Source organism: Pseudomonas sp. AC355, assembly GCF_979258205.1.
This window is the reverse complement of sequence record NZ_OZ409843.1, coordinates 1,347,240-1,365,176: the sequence shown is the minus strand read 5'-3', so window position 1 is coordinate 1,365,176 and position 17,937 is coordinate 1,347,240. Positions and strand designations below refer to the sequence as shown.

Here is a 17,937-nt window from a genome sequence, read left to right as displayed (position 1 = left end):
TCTTGTGTGCTTTGCTCATGTCTGACGCCACCTTGCACGGGAGAGCTGTTGCCTAGGCCACTGGCCTTCAACCCACCAAGACGACTGTGGAAGGAGTTTAATGTGCCAATCCAATTGAGGCCCATCTGACCCGACGTTTGAGTGCTCAGCTCCTAAGCTATCGTCATGGGCAGAATTGGGTACTGAGCTTGCGGGTAACGATGATGGACTACCCACTAGCTCATTAGAAAGACCTGCGTTTAGATCAATTCCTCCTCAGCGAACGAAACCGTGCGTAGACGACCAAGCTGATGCGATCTGGTGAGCGTGCATCCAGGCGCTCAAGCCCCTCGTTCGATGATCGCTAGACCGTTATTTCAGCCTGACTCGACTTCCAGACGTAGCTCGCTGCCGCCCCATTAAGCGCAGCATAATTCGCACAGCCGATGATCACCTAGGCGTTGAGCAAGGACTGTAAATCTCGAGCACATCGACTTCTTCCTTGATGACTCGAGTGGCATAACCCGCCTGAATTACAGTCGTCTTCTCGACCGTTTCACCGGTTGGGCGCTGGAAATTCACGTCAGGGCCATCGAAGCTTTGTTGACCGTTACTGTGTAGGTAATCGAAAAGCCGCGCTTTGAAACCAGTATTAATTTCGTCTCGGTCGGCCTGCAGTGGACCCAGCATTAAAGCTTCGTTCTTGGTGAAAGCGAAGAAAATGCCGTCCGCAGCTCCGCCTCCCGGGACGGTCGAACAGACCACATCGTCAGACTTGAGGGTGCGCGCTTCGACGTATCTTCCCTCGACCAAGTGAGCCATGACCAAGCCGTCAGGGGTCACGACGCCAACTCCTTTTTCAGGCTGGCAACCAGGGACGCTACCGTAGGAGTGGATACACCAGTTCATGCGGGAGGAGTCCACGATGGTCGTCAGCTTCAAGTCTTGCCTGATCTTTTCCTGTGCCTCCGGCGTATCGTGACGCACGCTGGCGCAAGCAGTCACGAGTGTGGCAACCATCAGCGATATCAATGCTCGCATCATGGCTTGCCCTCAGAGCATGGACTAAACACTTCTCGCATTTCCGTGCCTACCACGATGGGAATCGGGCCGCTCGGAGCGGAGATGTTATGAACGCTGTAATCCTTCCTGCCGGTCTCCCGGGTGAAGGTGGCAGCATCACCGGTCAGGTAGGGCTGGCCGTTGCTCAACAGCATTTTGAGAGCCTTGGCCCGGTACTCGGGATTGTTCACTGGCAGCGATCTGTGCACTTCGGTGTAGGGGATCACGGACACGGCCAACTGATCTTTGAAGATATAGAAGTTCTGCCCGTCGTGATCACTGATGCATCTGACATCCTCGGTTTTGATGATGTCCTTTTGCACGTAGGCACCGCTCTCATAGTCCACGAGAATCAGGCTATCAGAAGTCAGGACGCTGATCGCGGAGGTGTACTTGCAATTAGCCTGTCCCCCAATCTGTAACCAACAGAAGCTCGTTTGAGCCGTGTCGGTTATGTTTGCCAGCTTGAGATCGTGCTGGATCTGCTGCCGAGCTTCAGGAGTTTTATGTTGGATATTGCAGGCGGTGAGAAGCAGAGCAGCCGATGCGATGGCAATGTAACGGAACATAATCAGTCCTTTGATCGGGGCGTCGGTTAGCGAGGACGCCTAAGTGGGTCGACCTGACCTGCTCGGGGCTTTGAGTGGGCAACCCATCGAGGCGAGCAGATCCAATCGAGTACAGCGGTATAAATTTCATCACACCGCTCGCGGCAGATACCTTTGTCTGCAAAACGCGCAATCAGTTCGGAGCAGGGGGCTTTCGGTCAGGCTTTGCTCCTGCTGCGGTGCGCGGTGCGTCTCCGCTCGTGCTCTCAACAGTGGAAACGCAGACCATCAGCAGCCCGTGAAAGGGAAGCATGCTGATGCAGAGAAATACCAAGTTCCACGCGGCGCAGCAAAAAGGGGGCTAAGCCCCCTTAGGTTCACAGTAAGCCCTCTTCAGCGAACGACACTGTACGTTGGCCTGCCACGATGATGTGATCCAGTGATCGAACTTCGACCAGTGCTAGCGCCTCTTTCAGCCGCTGTGTGAGCGTCCGATCTGCCTGACTCGGCTCTGGGTTACCGCTGGGGTGGTTGTGCGCGTAAATCACTGCAGCAGCATTCAATCGCAGTGCCTCCTTGACCACTTCCCGCGGATAGACCGAAGCGCTATCGATGGTGCCCCGGAACATCTCGACGTACTGGATCAGCCGGTGCTTGGCATCCAAGAACAGTGCCGCAAATACCTCGTGTTCGAAACCTGCCAGCTTGGTGATCAGGTACTCCTTGACCAGCTCTGGCGAAGTGAAGGCCTCACCTCGTTGAATTTTCTGATCGATGACTTTGCGAGCTGCTGCCAGGATCTGCTCGGCAGTGGCTGGCGCGTAGCGACCCTGCTCGTCGCGAACCAGCAGGGAGGAGTCAAAGGCGAGAGTAAGCTGCGACATGATCGTTCTCCAGTTGCACGGGCGGAATTGCCCGGAACCGGCACAAGCACGGTGCAGCGCAGCAGTCAGGGGGCGACAGCCGGCCCAGCCGCAAGCGCGCGAAGCGCGTGCAGCCCTTGACGGCGAGAACGCCGTGATAGGGTCAGAGGAAACAGCAAGACCGTTATTCCACCGATCTCACAGGCGCCACCAGCAAGCGCAGCGCGCAGGTTTTACCCAGCCAAAACGCATAAGGCGTATTGGCGAGCAGCAGGCATGCCCCACGGCATGCATCCACAAAGTCCCGAAGGCGACAAGCGAGCGCACGCGACTTGCCCACAGCCCACTGCGGGCGGCAGGTCGTTGCCAGCAAACGTCCAGCGCTGAGCTAACGAAGCGCGGGCATGTCCGGTGCCCATGCCACACACTCCGCTAGCCCAGAACCTGCCTTTCCGGCGTGAGAACAGATCGATCGAACAGTCATCTGACATCGACTGAGGGTCAGCCGTGACAGCACACCTCGAGCACTGGCTCTGCCTTCCTTCGAACGATGTAGTCACCAGACGTACATCGGATTTCCGGCGGATTGCTGTCTTGGTTCGACCGCAGGCGCTGATGGATGCGACTCAGGAAGCCCACCTCAAACGCGCGCCTCTCAATGGCCCGCGGCAGCAGATCGCGCTCCGCGATCATCGCTGCCCAGAGCCAGCCGCTACGGGAGCCGTCGAGCCAGGTCTGAGCGAGCTTAACGCCCTGATCGAATGCCTCCCTGCATTCAGCTGCCCAGAGGATCTCCGTGCCCGGGTGACCATCGTGAGGCGGCAGACACGTAGTGACGCCCTTGCTCATCTCGCACCTCCTCGCGCTTCAGAAAGCGCGCGGCGATACAGAACGACCATCTCGTCCAGCAGATCCAGAGCGGAGTAAGCAGTGATGCGCACGCGCAGATTCTCCGGCTGCAGCCCTTCGGGCTCAGCCAGTTGATCAAGCAGATTACCGAGCATGACTGCTCGCGTCTCGGCAGCGGCTTCAGAGGGTAGGGGAGAGCGTTCAGATTCATGCAGCGGACTGGGCCGCAGCGGAAAGGGGATTACACAGGGTTCGAGCTCAGCCATGGCGCACCTCCTGATCAGAGGCGAACAGCAAGACCGAAAGCCTAAGGCGGAGCTCTTGGGTAAAAAGGGGGTAGTGCATTTTCCTTATGCTCCTTCGTGAAGTTAAGGAGCCGCTTACCATTCGCTACCACACGAATGGAGGCGAGCCGTGCAAGGGTGGTAGACCGACCCACGAAGGAATGCCGGCCAGGCCGAAGCCTGCCTCACACGGCCCGCCATAACTGCACAAGAAATCGCAGACGTAGAAGTCTGGCTCTCGTTATGACGCTGCCGCGTCCTCGTGTGAATCGGGCTACCACACCCGGTCGTGGGATTTACCACGACGGGAGCACTCTAGCCCGAGGGTTTGAGGATGGCAACATACTGTGGATTAGCAGGGCATAAGCCGTAGTAGAAGCGGTGGCGCCCCCCACATCAAAAGTGGCCGCTTTCGGCGCAAAAAGCGTAACCGCTACAGAGGGGCGATGATTGGTGGCATTATGATGTCGGGCCAAGTAGGCTCGATATCGCCATCAAGGAGGAGCAGGGATGAGCCAGTACCTGTTGAGCTTCGCCAGGGAAAAACTTAGCGATAAGCCGGATGCCTATATGGCATTGCTGTGGTGCATTTACAAAGTAAATGGCTCTCGGGGCCGGTATTCAGACCACATCAAATCGCACCTGAGTGCAGCGTCCGAGCGCTTGCTTGCCACCGACTACCAGAAACTCGCCCGTCGAATAAAGACCATCCTTGATGCAAAGCCCGAATTGGATCGGGTCGCGCCTTCGGGTCTTACGCCATTGGCGAGTTTGCAGGTCAAGAACTTCAGAGGGTTTGGCGACCTTGGGCACGACGACAAAGGAACGCTCCTGCGATTTAGTAAGAGCAAAAATATCTTCTACGCCCCTAATGGCGGTGGTAAGACGTCCCTGTGCGAGGTGCTGGAGTACGGCACAACGGGACATATCAAAGAGGCAGATCGTCGCAAAACGAGGATACGTGCATATATTGCGCGAGGTTCGGCCAGGCCGAACCTAATTCTTACGGGTACTAACAAGAAGAGCGTTGTACAAAGCATCACCTGGTCAAGCTGCTTCATTGATCGCAATCGCTTACAGGAGTTTTCCTTACTGGGCTCCAAGGATACCGGCAGCGCAGAAAGCGATGTCCTTGCCACCCTGTTCGGATTGGAAGAGTTTCAGGAAGTCATCTCTCGCTTCGTTAGGCCAGAAAGCTTCAACTTGAATACATACCTGCGACCCGACAATACAGTGGCTATGGCCGCATTGACGCAGCGAAGGGCCGCACTTATCGACAAACGCAGTGCGATCTTTGAGTCAATTTCTGCGCTCAATTCTAGAGTCTGCCAGGTACTTGGTTTGGCGATTCGTCACCATCACGCAGTTAAGGCGAGATTTGAACGCCTTGAAACCCTCAGGGAACTGAAAGTCAAAGCAGCCGAGAGACTCAAGAATTCAGAGTCACCCGTCCAATTTTCTTTGAAGCAGTTGTGCCGTGCGACCTCCGTCTCAACACGTTTGCTGGAACGCAAAGCTAAGATTGAGGCGGCACTCCTTCGGAACGCCTCGGCGCTGAACTACAGAGCGGTCTTCGAGGCCATACAGGCAATAGAACACGCTGATGCCGGTGATACCTGTCCCGCCTGTGCGACGCCATTGCGCAACGTTACCGAGAATCCATTCGAAAAGGCTCGGCGAGAGTTGCAGGCCCTCAACGATCTAACGAGATTGCAAGAGGCTAATCGACAAAATCAGGTTCGTATCGTCCAACTGGCCAACAGAATTTCGGTTGGACTGCTCGGAGTGGACTCCAATACCAGGCAGGGCGTGCCATGCACTCTCTCTCTTGAAGCATTACGAGTAAGGGCTGCAGCCTTTCAAAACTCCACCGTGAGGACAGATCCAGCGTTGCTGGTTTTGGAGTCGTTCAATCAGCTCATGGCAGGAAGCGACGACAAGCTAAGACAGTATATCAGTGCGTGTGGCCGTAAGTTCACCGAAGTCTCCCAAGCTGATGCCGTTATTGCTGAGCTCGATGCCGAGGTCAAAGCAATCAAGCTAACCGAGGAGTCTCTTCGAGGGCTTTTTGATCAGAAAAAAATAGCACAACGAGACTTGGCTCCGACAGGAGCTCAAATGGCCGATATCGCCCGCCAACTAGCTGAGCTTATTGCCAGTGATGCGGACAATGTGCGTTTCAATTCATTCATCCAGGCACTTCAGGTCGAGTACGGAAATCTCTATCAGGATCTGATCAGCTACAAGCTGTCACTTGAGAGAGCCCGCCTCTCAGGTATAGAGGCGAAAGCTGCCGAGTACTACAAAGCAATCAACAATCACGATGATGAGCACGAACGCATTGATACTCTTTGCTTTGAAAAGGCCAGTGACAGCTACCGGATAAAGATCTCCAACAGTGACGGTACTTCAATTGACGCCTTCTCGGTTTTGAGCGAAGGCCATTTGCGAGCGCTCGGCCTTTCGCTTCTTTTGGCTGTGGCAGAGAAGAACAAATTTCCGCTGATTGTTTTTGACGATGTGGTCAATGCCATCGATAGTGACCACAGGTCAAACATCATCGACCTGATTTTTTCAGACCCCTACCTGCGCCGTACTCAGATGGTTGTGACGACACATGATCGTCTTTTCTGGGAGCGTTTCTGCATCATCGCTGAACGGCGCCGGCAGGCAGATCAACACGCCAGTAGCGTAATGAGTTACACGAATAAAGGCATCGTCCTGGTAGATCATGCCGGGGGCTTTCAGGAAAAGGTCTACCGGGCACTGGCTGTATACGATATCAGGCAAGCCTTGGTGTACTGCCGCATTTGGTTTGAGTCGATGGTGCTGGAGTACTGCGTGGAAAGCGGTTTGCCTGTAACTGCCAGATTTGGAAAGTCACAGCTCAAGCAGAATATGTACCTACAGCTCAGCCTCGAGGAAACCTTCAGACTAGTCGAGCAGCGTATTTCCTATGACCTTACTCACTTCGGCTTGATCAAAAGCGATTTGGTGAATTGGCGCGGGCAGAATCAGGAACATCATGCGTTTGAAGAGGGCAGTCTGAACTTCGTCCATTCAAAAACCAGCAAAGAGGTCGTCAAGATCTACGACGCGCTCCGACTGCTCCAGTGCCAGCTTTATCCTGATTCGAAGAAGGCCTCTAGTGAGAAGCTTCTCATCGAGCTGAATCAGCGCATAGAGCGTGGAACTCGAAAAATCGCGGGGCTCGGCGGTGCCCCGACAGAAGTGCAACAGCAACATGCCCGACTACTGCAGGAGCTTAAAGACCGTGTGACAGAGGTTACTCAGGAGTTGCTATACATCGAGCAATGCATCTCTGCCAACCAGCCACAGGATCCTGCTTTAGGTGTCGCAAATGTGGAGCTTCAAGTACCTGCCGGCGCCGATCAGGACGGGCTCGGTAGCCCCTCACAAATGGCTCTGTGAATCGCCTCTTGTTTTGTAGACAAACCGAATGACTGATTTTTGCCGAAAATGCCCGCGGTCACCAACTGAAATCGGCCAAAAGAAGACATCTGGAGATAGCTGCTTAAGCCCGAGCTGGTTTTCATCAACCTCGTACAACTGTGGCAAAGCGCAATCATTTTTTCATACTTGGGATGTATTGACGTCTAAAAATCTGTCTAGGAGCTGAAAAATGGAAATTCACCACTACACGCGAGCCTCTACCCTTCCGTTAATCCTTCAAAGTGGCAAGATCCGGTTCACAAGATCTGATCATTTGGATGACCTCGCGGAGCTCCCTTTTGAAACATTTCACCTTTCGCGGCAGGCTTACTTTATAAACTCCTGGGTGAAATCAGGTGTTGAGAAATCAGGGCAGTGGTACCGATACGCAGATCAGCACCGAGGCGTTCGCTTGAGTTTCAAAAGCTCACCGTTTCCGATGAATAAATTGCAACTTGAACTTAGTCGCCCATATAAAACCAAGGGCGACGAGTTAAAAACGGTGGGACTTAGACTCAATGATACGCCAGCACCATTTATAAAAAAAACAATGTTTGGTAAAGGCTTTGTGCTTATGCCATGGGCAGACGAGGAATCCTTCGGTGGCGACGTTCTATATGTGGAAGATCCTACTGCCTATGTGAAGCAGTTCGTTCGCTCAACTCCAGAGATAACTGAAATTACTGGAGGCTCTAGGTTATGCCGGATAAAGGCCGCGCACTGGGAAGACCAATCTGAGTTTCGGTACACGCTAATGGCTATTCGAGGGCCAGAGCTAACTTATGAAGATAATCCTGATGAGTATGAGCATCAACTCCTCAATCTAATGGAGAAGTGGTATTCCTCGGGAACAGGAGCACTACCGCCAGAGCTGACTTTTATCGATCTGCCGATAGACGCCTCAATGCTTGATCACATGAAAGTAACGTTGGGATCAGGCATTAGCGATAGAGATCGCGAAGCTGTACTGCAGGCCGTCCAGCGCTATGCCCCTAATGCCATAGTTTTAGAAAGCGCAATACTGGCCCGGTGATTTCGAAAAGCTGCGCACAAATGACAGGCAGGTTTGGGTCGATAGCAGGCAATCGCTCAAATCACCTGACGGTCTGTACCACGACAAACGGGTAGGCAGCCTCCAACGAGCAAATTACGAGCTAGATTTTCGTATGGCCAAGAGCTATCATCGATAAAAATCCTGGCCTAGCAATTTGCTCAGTGCCCCATCCGTTCCGACACTCCCTTTGTGATCAGATGAATACAGTAACCTCAATCGACCCGCCATTCGATGCAGAGCCTACAAACTCACTTGAATGTGTCACAGCAATCCAAAAAGCTCAGAAAAAACCATATGATTATGTCGTTAATGAAAAAGACAATGATGGAGAGAACATAGAAAGAATTTACTCCAAGCTTCCAGAGTTTGTAGTGTATAGAACAAAAAACGCGATCCGTATTGACATTGATGATAATCATGAAGATGCCAAGAAAATCATGTCGCTCCATATGGGGATCTCAGTTGACTTAGGGCGAATTTATTCTTGGCTCCCAGAGCAACTCATAAACTCAGAGCCGGTCAATAAGCAGATTGCTAGAGCGATGACGGCCAATGCTTGTGGTCATCATGAAAAAGCACAACAGCTACTCAAGCATGCTGAAGAGCGGATATTAAAAACAAAAACGCTGAAAGGGCGCTTAGAATATACAGTCAGCGCACTGAAATTAGTTATTATAATTGTGGTGCTACTACTTTCTGCAATTCATAATATCGAGTCCGAAGACGCAAAAACCTTTCTCTATGTCATTCTGTGCGGAAGCTTAGGTGGATTGCTGTCCACATCTATTGGGTTTTCAACTCTGGAGATAGACTTGGATGCTGACGGAAAAACTAATAGCCTGATTGGGCAGTCCCGTATATTGATCGCAATTACAGCGGCAGTGTTTTCGTACTTTGCGATTAAATCCGAAATAGCATTCACGTTCATAGCGAAATCCCCAGATCACTATGGGATTTATATGATTGCAATGATGTCTGGATTTATTGAGCGGCTGATTCCAAACATGATGAATAATCTAGCTAAAAGTGATAAGCCTTCCAAGCCAGATTAGATCTCGTCCTCCCCTGGCCTTTTAGGTTCTTTTGCTTAAGGCAGCTATAGGTCGAAAGATATCGTTCGCGAGTGGCTGCTTCTGGCCGATTCTGTTGAAAAAGTCGCGTTGCCTAAACGGCCCCAATAGTGACCGATGAAAAATGCCTTTTCTGCGCGTCGCTACGTTAAATCTGAGCCTACAAACCTTTGCCGAATTTTAGGATTTCAATCTCAGGCGCCAACTTTTCCGCCGTGGTAACCAGGGCCGACTTTTTCAACAGAATCGGCCGATAGAGGACTTTTCTTACCCTTAAGGAATCTCCACACCCAACGCATTCAGCGTCTGTGTAAGGGTTCTCGTGGTGAGGCGACAGATTATCGCCGAGGCGAGGATCGGTACATTTCGATAATTACAGAAGCCACCAGTATTCTGCAGTTTCTGAAATTGTAGCGGCAGCGTGAGGCTACCAGCCTGTGCTCGAGCACCTGACGCCCAAGCACTCCGCCGAACATTACGACTGGCATCAGAGCGACACCTCAGCCGCCTGCCAATCGAGTGGCAAAAGCCGCTGATCGCCTTAGCAAAAACGCCAGAGTAAAACCCTCTCCAGCTCGATATCATAATGATGGCAAAAAGACGCAACCTTTCGCAGATCACACCTGTCGAACTGGGCGCTGAGAAATGACTCGTCAAGGGTCTCGCGTCATCAGCTTCCTGCACCGCAATTTGAGCCATGGATTCGGCATCTTTCGTCTTCCCTCGAGTACCGACCATGCTGCATCTATTTCGCAAGCGCAGTGAGCTTCAAGCTCTCAATCAATTGTTCGCCTCACTCCCGAACTCTTCCCAAGATGCTGCTGGCAGAGGTGCAGCCAAGTGGGCAGTCGTGCTTCGTGAATCGGAACCTCACGCGAACAGAAGGCCGTGCACAGCGATGCACGTGTTGCAGAGCTTGAGCGCGAACTGGAGTCAGCACGTTTATTGCTAGCTGAGGCCGATGCCAGCGCCAGAGCTTCAGAAACTCGCTTCGACTTGGTCAACCGCGCATCAAGCGAAGGCCTCTGGGACATGGAGGTTGTTGCTGGAGATCCGGTAAATCCGCGCAACCGATTCTGGTGGTCGCAGCAGTTCAGGGAGATGCTCGGCTTTCGCAATGAGCAGGACTTCCCCAACGTCCTGGCCAGCTGGGCTGATCGCCTGCACCCCGCCGATAAAGCCGCCACGCTCGACGCTTTTGCCCGTCATCTGAACGACAAGTCTGGTATGACCCCTTACAGAGTCAGAAACCGCCTAGCGATGAAGGACGGCAGCTATCGGTGGTTTTTTGCCCAAGGTGAAACCCTTCGTGATAGTCGCGGTGTCCCGCTGCGCGTGGCCGGCGCACTGCGTGATATCCACGATGAACTCGAGAGGGAGCAGCATCATGACGTGATCATCACCCGCTTCGAGCTGGCCCGCGAAATGCTGTCGGACGGCCTGTGGGACATGGAGGTGATTGCGGGCGATCCGGTCAATCCTAAAAATCCGTTCTGGTGGTCTCCGCAATTCCGCCGTTTGCTGGGATTCGAGACGGTTGAGGAGTTTCCTGACGTGCTCGATAGCTGGGCATCGCGCCTGCACCCGGATGACAAGGCATACAGCCTCAATGCTTTCCAAGCGCACTTGACTGACCGATCTGGCAAAACCCCGTTCGATATCGAGTATCGGCTGAAAATGAAAAGTGGCGAGTACCGATGGTTCAGGGCGCGCGGGCAGACCAAGCGCGACGCCTCTGGCGCACCGCTGCGCGTAGTAGGGGCACTGGTCGACGTTGACCTTGAGCATCAGCAGAACGCCATGCGTGAGGCGGAGGCAGTGCACCAACGCACCTTGGAAGCGAATATCGTCAAGCTCACCCAGATCGTGGGCACCATCCAAAGCATTGCCAGCCAGACCAACCTGCTGGCGTTGAACGCCGCCATCGAGGCCGCCCGTGCAGGTGAAGCGGGGAGGGGATTTGCAGTCGTTGCGGACGAAGTTCGTAAGCTGGCCACCAGGACTACAGAGGCCACCGAACAAGCGGCCGAGATGATGCGGGCTTAAACTCTGAAGAGATGGTACATGGGCTGCAGCTTTGGCTTCAGCCCATGTTCTTAGCGCTGCTTGAAACGGTCGTACCTCACCATCACACGAGATGATGCCGGGAGGTGAGCAGCCATATCCTGAATCGCTAGCGGCGAAACCCAGCAGTAGATGCACCTACAGGCTGCTCTAAAGGACTACGTAGGATAAGCTTCCGTTCGTATCAACCATGAAGCGGTGAAATGAACGATGGGTTTTGAGCAATTAGCTGAGCTGCGTGACCGTCTGCGGGCTGAAAAAGAGCCGAAGACGGATGGCGCCAAGCAGCGCAAGCGGGCGCCTTCCGCGCAAGCGAAGCCTCGTGAGCAAGATCCTGCAGTAGAGGCGATCTGGCGACTGCAGAAGCATTTTCCATTGGCGTTTCCGGTCAATCCGGCCCCCAAGGTTCCGCTGAAAGAAGGCATCCTCAAGGACGCGGAACAACACCTTGAGTTGCTGGGCGTCTCCAGCGAACAGCTCAAACTGGGTCTCGCTTCCTGGTGCCGCGGAAGTCGCTACTGGGCGAGCATGACGGAGAATGCGCCGCGCCTGGATCTGAATGGACAAGCCGTCGGTGCGGTAACAGCGATCCAGGCGCTGCATGCAAAGCAGCAAGCCAAGAAGCAGCGAGTGCAGGCACGGCGTGCCCAGGGTGAGCGCCCGGCCAAGGCCAATGCTGAGTAACACACTTCAACGGACGGACAATGCTTATCGTATTCAGCGGCCTTCCTGGCACCGGAAAGACCACGATCGCCAAGGGGCTCGTCGATCAGATAGGTGCTCTTTACCTGCGGATCGATACGATTGAGCAAGCGATACGAAACTCCGGCGCGCTTGCGCAAGATGTGGGGCGCAGTGGTTACATGGTCGCTAATGAGCTTGCGCTGAGTAATCTTAATCTCGGGCGTACAGTCATCGTTGATTGTGTAAATCCAGTGATCGAAAGCCGAATGGCCTGGAGCGAAATCGCCTCAAGGGCCGGCGCTCGGTTGATAAATATTGAAGTAATTTGCTCGGATAAAGATGAACATCAGCGTCGTGTAGAAACAAGGCTGAGTGATGTTCCTGGGCTCACTCCACCAACCTGGCAATCTGTCTTGGATCACGAATATGAAGCGTGGGCCGAAGCCCCGTTTTCGATAGACACGGCGATGACTTCACCGGTGCAAGCAGTGTCGATGGTCACCAAACGCCTGCTGTAGCGTCCGCTATGCACAAGGCGGCAGGGTGTGATTACAGGACGCTCACTACTCAGTCAGAGTTGGAACAGCATATCCTCATACCGACATCGCTTCAGGCAACGTCGCGGAGTAAATTGGGAAATCCCAGTACTGAAATACACGCACTCAGTCCATTAGGGCGGGGTTTCATCGGTGTGATAATCGGCCTCCGCCTGCCTGTCTTGGATCTCCAGCTAAGCCCGATTCTTCCTACCTTCTTCATCTCGCACGCTCCCCGCTTTGGTTCGAGTGGGCCTCTCTGATTGAGTGTCTGAACACCTCCGGGTATTCCGTAGTGGTTCAAGCGGTCATGCCTCGCACCGTTGATCCATCAGACCGAAACAAAACCATGTTTGGGATGCCTTTATGTAATCAGTAGTAACAAAGAGGCAGTAAAAATGGACGTCCCGCAGTTAGTCGTCGAATTTTTACTAGAACGCAACAGCATATTAACAACCGCTGAGTCATGTACGGGAGGGCGCATTGCCGCTCTGCTTACTGAAGCGTCTGGCTGCGGAACCTGTCTAGATTGCGGCTATGTGGTGTATTCACCCTGTGCAAAAGCGCGGGAGCTCGGGGTCAGCCAAGTAACCATCGAAACGTTTGGGCTGACCAGCGAAGAGGTGGTAGTGGAAATGGCGAAGGGGGCGCTGATGAACAGCGTTGCCAATATTGCTGTAGCCACTACCGGGGTCATTGGTGACGAAGCGATGGACGGTGTGTCGCCTGGTACGGTTTGGTTCGCCTGGGCGTTTCAATATGAAGGCAACACCCGGTTCGTCACCCGACAACATCGCTTTTTCGGCAGTCGTAAAGAGGTTCAACTAAACAGCGCCCTTTACGCGCTCGAGGGAATTCTCCGGTGGCATCCTTGAGCAAGTGCAAAGCCGGCGAATAAGTCGACGTGCAGATTACATTGCAGCCTGGCTGCTTGATTGATGCCTCGTCAGGCATCCATAACCGGCTTAGCTCTGGCCGAAAAAACTCATCGAACAGTCGGTGGGGCCTCCTTCAACGATTCCAGTGAGCGTTTTCTCGGAATGGTTTTGCTGAGCTCTCGCAAGCAGTACTACCGCTACTCCAATGGGTTGAACTTCATCTCGGCGAGCTGCTTCCTAATTTTAACGTCGGCGCTCCGCAGCGATGGCTCAAGTGATCGCGGTGGCACCTGACGGCTCAATGATGAACCCGCTCGAAGGAGTATGTAATGACTCGCAACCAGCAAAATCAATACGCTATGCAAAACCCCCTCACTCAATACCCACAACCCGAGTTCCCCTCCCAGAAACAACCAGAGCCAGGCCTCGGCCAACGGATGGTGCCGGAGCCAGACCACGGTGAGCAGAGCTACGTCGGCTTTGGTCGTTTGGTTGGTCGCAAGGCACTGATCACTGGGGCGGATTCCGGAATCGGGCGCGCTGCTGCCATCGCCTATGCCCGTGAGGGTGCAGATATTGTGTTGAATTATCTGCCGGAGGAAGAGGCTGATGCCTTGCAGGTTGTGGAACTCATCGAGGCGGAAGGGCGGCGCGCCGTTGCTTTACCCGGGGATCTCAAGGACGAGGCCTTCTGCACTTCATTGGTCGCGAATGCGGTTGAGGCCCTTGGCGGTTTGGACATTCTCGTCAACGTCGCAGGCAAGCAGATAGCCCAGCATCATATTAAAGACCTGACCACGCAGCAGTTCGATGACACCTTCAAGACCAACGTCTATGCGATGTTCTGGCTGTGCAAGGCTGCCGTCCCGCATATGCCCGCCGGCGCCACGATCATCAACACCGCCTCGATTCAGTCCTACGACCCTTCCAAAACGCTGCTCGACTACGCATCCACCAAGGCCGCTATCGTCGCATTCACAAAAGCCCTGGCCGGCCAGGTGATCGACCAGGGCATTCGGGTCAATGCCGTAGCCCCGGGGCCTATCTGGACAGTGTTGCAGCCAACCGCAGGTCAACCCGCCGAGAAGATTCCCACGTTTGGTTCGCAGACGCCCATGAAGCGACCTGGCCAGCCTGCGGAGTGCGCCTCCTTGTATGTCCTGCTCGCTTCACAGGAATCGAGCTACATCACTGGCGAGGTATTTGGTGTAACGGGCGGCAATCCTCTTCCTTAACTACACCTTGCACTCTCTTACACGGATACGGCATTCCCTGAGTTCTGGGCTGAAAATGCATGTGTTGGATTGACGAAAACCCCGCCTCGCCATCCAGCTGCTGGATGGGCGAGGCAGGTATCGCTCGAACACGGTACTTACTGGATGTGCTCCGAACTGCCATAGCCTCGAAGGCCATGGGCCGCTTTGATATAGACCGTACGGCGCATTACAGTTGACCGCCTCAAAGGGCTAGCAATATTGAGCTGCTCCACTGCCCGCGCGTCATCACGGCTGATGGTTCAGTCGCTGGGTGGTAGGTGAGGGGGCCTTCGTTCTCGAGTTCTGAACCGAGGGTGTTATAGCCCGCGCCGCGCTGGTGGTGCCGCTCTAGAGGCGCGCACCTGCTCACCATTTGCCCTGAAGCCAACACGTGTAGCAGCTGACTCCATGGATGATTCTGACTCGCTCGCTTAAAGCGATTCCAGAACCTTGGCCTCGGTAATTAGTCGCTCGCGGATCTGATTGAGCACCCGGTAAACGGCCTCACGCTCATCATGGGAAAACCCCTCATGTGAGAGATCTGCTTCGCTCGGTGGGGCGCTATTAATCAGCGCAGCTGCATACCTGCTCGCGAAGGCTTGAATCTTCGGATTATCCACGATGCATCTCTGATCCAATCGGTAAAATAGCAATCTAGACCATGCTGACTGCCCCTGCTACAAGCTGATTACTTACATGCGATGCCTGATGAAAGAGGCGCTCCTAAGAGCGCCTCTTTACTGTCTTACTGCGAACTTATTGCTTTGAGCTCTGGCTTGGTCGCATCACCAATCTCGATGCGCCGAGGCTTGGCCTCCTCCGGCACAACACGCAACAGGTTAACGCTGAGCAATCCGTTGCTGAGTGACGCGCCCTGGACTTCGATGTGATCCGCCAGGCGGAAAGACAACTGGAACGCCCTCTGTGCGATTCCCTGATAGAGGTAGGTCACATTCGTCTCGCTTTCGCGCTTACCGCCGGCGACGGTTAAAACGCCTTTCTCAACTTGAATATCCATATCAGCCTCAGTCAAACCAGCGGCAGCAATGACAATTCGGTATTCGTCATCGCCATGCTTTTCGACGTTGTGAGGAGGATAGGCATTCCCGGCCTCAGTACGGAGCGCCGATTCGAAAAGGTCGTTAAAACGATCAAAGCCTACAGACTGGCGGAACAGCGGGGCCAGCGAAAGGGTATTAGCCATTGCGTAATCTCCTGAGATTTCTCCAAGTGATTTACACACGACCCGATTTCGGCATCGCGTAAGGCGTATTTAGGTGCGGCTCACTGGGTTTCAAGAGGCGGTGCCAAATTTTTTAAGCAATCAACGAGAGTTTCAGAAACGCATGTTTGGGCGTTGCGGGAGTTGACTCTGGCAGGGTCGCAGCAAGCGGTACTAGAAAGGTAGGCGAACCTAGAATTGCTACTCATCCGCCATGACTCTTCCACAGGGTAGGTCAGTCACGCGCCACAAGTCCGATGAGATGCTGAGACGTTGTAAGGGTCTCAATCCATTTGATGGAGAATCGCTATACCAGAACAAAAGCCGACAGTGATCATGATCAATAATGCGAAAGCGAGGAACAACATGGATGTGAACATCGACTGAGCCTTCTTCTCAGAGAAGCCCGAAAGGGCATGTATGAGATAGAAGGCTCAGGAGCGAGAAATGTTCAGGTAAATTGCCGTACCGAGTTTCGGACGCCAGCAGTAGTTGTCAGAAACTGACGGCTGATGATCTGTAGGAATTGGCCTGACGCCGTTTCCACATGGTTTTAGCTGCGGTCGGATTGACCGGCGCGCCGGTGAAGGTTGGAAGACTGCGGTGAACCCATTGCGCTCCAGCCCCCTTCCAACTGACCTCGCCACTCACCAGCTTGCGATCACGTTGGATTTCACGCAGTAGACTTCTCAGCCCTTCCTCAATAACAGACTGCGGCTCAACAGCTTTCATAAAAACGGCTTCGCCATTCCTGCTCAACGTCACCAATAGCTTGCCGTCGGGGCGCTTAGCGATTTTCACGTCATGTCCAGGCAGATTGTCAGTCAGAAATTGAGCGGCGTGATCCATGTCCGATTCCCTCTGTAAGGTTGATGATGTATCACCTATTTAGCAGAGAGCATGCCAAAAATATTATTATTCCAACCTGTTGATTTATAAGTAAACAAACAGCTTTTCTATGTTTTAGATCTTGCATGATGCAAGGGTGGGTGCGAGTTTGCCTTGCAGGATGCAATATGTCCTAAACAAGCAATTTCGCACCTTTCATCTGGCTTGAAATTTATCTAATCCGGCGTTTCTGCAGGCTTTCGTTTAGGACTGTGCATACCGCCTTTTCGCCCAGCCTCTCTGGCTTTCTCCCGATTATTGGCGAAGTTACCCCCGCTGTTAGATCCGCCTTTTTTGCCCGCGGCAGAGGCTCGTTCACGGTCATTTGCAAAGTTGCCAGAGTTGGTACTAGCCATTTCCCTATCCCCTCGATGGATGCGAAATAAAAGGTTGCGATGCAGATATTGGAAGAGGCGGTGCCATCCGTGGTTCGAAAGTAGCGACCAGCGGATGCTGGCAAAATGGCTGATTGAGTAAGGGGGCAAACGCCTTTGAACAGGCGCCTGCAGCGCACTTGGCGATCACCCGCGACTCACACAATTCAGCAGCGTTAAAGCAGCGGGTTGCTGATCTCCTGTATGAGCTCCACGCCGTGGTTGTTCACGTTGCCAACTGCCTTGCCAACCGGAAACCACTCGAACTCAGTGACCGGCGTCTCGTGGTGTCTTGCCAAATCCTCTGCGAGCTCTGGCAGTAGCCCATGCTCAAGCCATTCCCTCGCGACATCAGGACGAAGCACAACGGGCCGACGGTCGTGGATGTCGATCATGCCCACATCACTCGCAGCTGTGATCAAGGCAAATCCACCGTCCTCATGCGCTGCCGAGGGGAGGTCGGCTATCGCTGCAAAGAACATCGGTTCCTTGCTCTTCAACCGGATTAGGTAGGGCTGTTTCAGCTTCTTATCAGTAGGGTGCTTCTTCCATTCGTACCAACCATCTGAGGGCACTAGCACACGGCCCTTTTTCCAGATCGCTCCCCAGAACCTACTCGTGCTGGCTGTCTCGATCCTGGCGCAGGTCGCTGCTGGACGCTTACCATCTGCCCAGTGTGGCGCGTAGCCCCAGCGAACGGGTAGGGCGTGCGCCCCTTGATCGTTTTGGTGAAGGATCAGCACCCGAGAGCGCGGTGCCACGTTGTAGCGCTCTAGGGGATGGTCCGACCAATCCCCCTCAAGCAGGCCGAGCTGCAGGGCCTTTGCGTACTCATCAACGGTTCGGTACTGGGTGAATCGTCCACACATAAAA

At 53.8% G+C, this 17,937-nt stretch carries 16 protein-coding genes and 3 pseudogenes; 9 read left to right on the top strand and 10 right to left on the bottom strand.

Annotated features, from left to right (window positions below):
- Positions 1–429 precede the first annotated feature (429 nt).
- The 5 genes from ACZ0AI_RS06505 to ACZ0AI_RS06485 all read right to left on the bottom strand — a co-directional run bounded on the left by ACZ0AI_RS06505 (position 430) and on the right by ACZ0AI_RS06485 (position 3,567).
- Complete coding sequence (locus tag ACZ0AI_RS06505; RefSeq protein WP_463565060.1) at positions 430–1,023, bottom strand: hypothetical protein; 594 nt, start codon at positions 1,021–1,023, stop codon at positions 430–432.
- On the bottom strand, positions 1,020–1,610 hold the full coding sequence (locus ACZ0AI_RS06500; protein WP_042554242.1) for a hypothetical protein: 591 nt from the start codon (positions 1,608–1,610) through the stop codon (positions 1,020–1,022). Before ACZ0AI_RS06500 ends, ACZ0AI_RS06505 begins: the two co-directional genes overlap by 4 nt.
- A gap of 356 nt (positions 1,611–1,966) precedes the next feature.
- Positions 1,967–2,473, bottom strand: coding sequence for a RadC family protein (gene radC / locus ACZ0AI_RS06495; RefSeq protein WP_463565059.1), 507 nt, complete (start codon positions 2,471–2,473; stop codon positions 1,967–1,969).
- Positions 2,474–2,953: 480 nt separating this feature from the next.
- Entirely contained in the window at positions 2,954–3,301 is a 348-nt protein-coding gene (locus ACZ0AI_RS06490; RefSeq protein WP_463565058.1) for a LasR-specific antiactivator QslA, read from the bottom strand.
- Positions 3,298–3,567 (bottom strand): hypothetical protein, encoded by a 270-nt coding sequence (locus ACZ0AI_RS06485; protein ID WP_463565057.1) that lies wholly within the window; start codon positions 3,565–3,567, stop codon positions 3,298–3,300. Before ACZ0AI_RS06485 ends, ACZ0AI_RS06490 begins: the two co-directional genes overlap by 4 nt.
- 528 nt (positions 3,568–4,095) lie before the next feature.
- Here ACZ0AI_RS06485 and ACZ0AI_RS06480 point away from each other — a divergent pair.
- The 9 genes and pseudogenes from ACZ0AI_RS06480 to ACZ0AI_RS06440 all read left to right on the top strand — a co-directional run bounded on the left by ACZ0AI_RS06480 (position 4,096) and on the right by ACZ0AI_RS06440 (position 14,559).
- Entirely contained in the window at positions 4,096–7,017 is a 2,922-nt protein-coding gene (locus tag ACZ0AI_RS06480) for an AAA family ATPase (RefSeq protein WP_463565056.1), read from the top strand.
- Between the two features lie 211 nt (positions 7,018–7,228).
- A complete protein-coding gene (locus ACZ0AI_RS06475; RefSeq protein ID WP_463565055.1) occupies positions 7,229–8,071 on the top strand; it encodes a hypothetical protein in 843 nt (280 codons plus the stop codon).
- Between the two features lie 218 nt (positions 8,072–8,289).
- Positions 8,290–9,144, top strand: coding sequence for a hypothetical protein (locus tag ACZ0AI_RS06470; protein ID WP_463565054.1), 855 nt, complete (start codon positions 8,290–8,292; stop codon positions 9,142–9,144).
- A gap of 1,050 nt (positions 9,145–10,194) precedes the next feature.
- Positions 10,195–10,878 (top strand): annotated as a pseudogene (locus ACZ0AI_RS06465) (PAS domain-containing protein); the annotation flags it as partial.
- A 138-nt stretch (positions 10,879–11,016) separates the two neighbouring features.
- A pseudogene (locus tag ACZ0AI_RS06460) lies at positions 11,017–11,184 on the top strand (methyl-accepting chemotaxis protein); the annotation flags it as partial.
- A gap of 252 nt (positions 11,185–11,436) precedes the next feature.
- Complete coding sequence (locus tag ACZ0AI_RS06455; RefSeq protein ID WP_179538286.1) at positions 11,437–11,910, top strand: ProQ/FinO family protein; 474 nt, start codon at positions 11,437–11,439, stop codon at positions 11,908–11,910.
- Positions 11,911–11,930: 20 nt separating this feature from the next.
- Positions 11,931–12,428, top strand: a complete 498-nt coding sequence (locus ACZ0AI_RS06450; RefSeq protein ID WP_463565053.1) for a P-loop nucleotide/nucleoside kinase family protein — start codon at positions 11,931–11,933, stop codon at positions 12,426–12,428.
- 416 nt (positions 12,429–12,844) lie between these two features.
- On the top strand, positions 12,845–13,321 hold the full coding sequence (locus ACZ0AI_RS06445; protein ID WP_463565052.1) for a CinA family protein: 477 nt from the start codon (positions 12,845–12,847) through the stop codon (positions 13,319–13,321).
- 332 nt (positions 13,322–13,653) lie between these two features.
- A complete protein-coding gene (locus tag ACZ0AI_RS06440) occupies positions 13,654–14,559 on the top strand; it encodes an SDR family oxidoreductase (protein ID WP_042552959.1) in 906 nt (301 codons plus the stop codon).
- A 452-nt stretch (positions 14,560–15,011) separates the two neighbouring features.
- Here the strand turns inward: ACZ0AI_RS06440 and ACZ0AI_RS06435 are convergent, their stop codons facing one another.
- The 5 genes and pseudogenes from ACZ0AI_RS06435 to ACZ0AI_RS06415 all read right to left on the bottom strand — a co-directional run bounded on the left by ACZ0AI_RS06435 (position 15,012) and on the right by ACZ0AI_RS06415 (position 17,933).
- Positions 15,012–15,200: a hypothetical protein gene (locus ACZ0AI_RS06435; RefSeq protein WP_463565051.1), complete on the bottom strand. Its 189-nt coding sequence runs from the start codon at positions 15,198–15,200 to the stop codon at positions 15,012–15,014.
- Between the two features lie 125 nt (positions 15,201–15,325).
- On the bottom strand, positions 15,326–15,784 hold the full coding sequence (locus ACZ0AI_RS06430) for an Hsp20 family protein (protein ID WP_463565050.1): 459 nt from the start codon (positions 15,782–15,784) through the stop codon (positions 15,326–15,328).
- A 513-nt stretch (positions 15,785–16,297) separates the two neighbouring features.
- Positions 16,298–16,651, bottom strand: a complete 354-nt coding sequence (locus ACZ0AI_RS06425) for a hypothetical protein (protein WP_042552957.1) — start codon at positions 16,649–16,651, stop codon at positions 16,298–16,300.
- Positions 16,652–16,866: 215 nt separating this feature from the next.
- Positions 16,867–17,031 (bottom strand): annotated as a pseudogene (locus ACZ0AI_RS06420) (con-10 family general stress protein); the annotation flags it as partial.
- A 209-nt stretch (positions 17,032–17,240) separates the two neighbouring features.
- The gene (locus ACZ0AI_RS06415; protein WP_463565049.1) at positions 17,241–17,933 is read right to left on the bottom strand and encodes an SOS response-associated peptidase family protein; all 693 of its coding nucleotides are present in this window, start codon (positions 17,931–17,933) and stop codon (positions 17,241–17,243) included.
- Positions 17,934–17,937 lie beyond the last annotated feature (4 nt).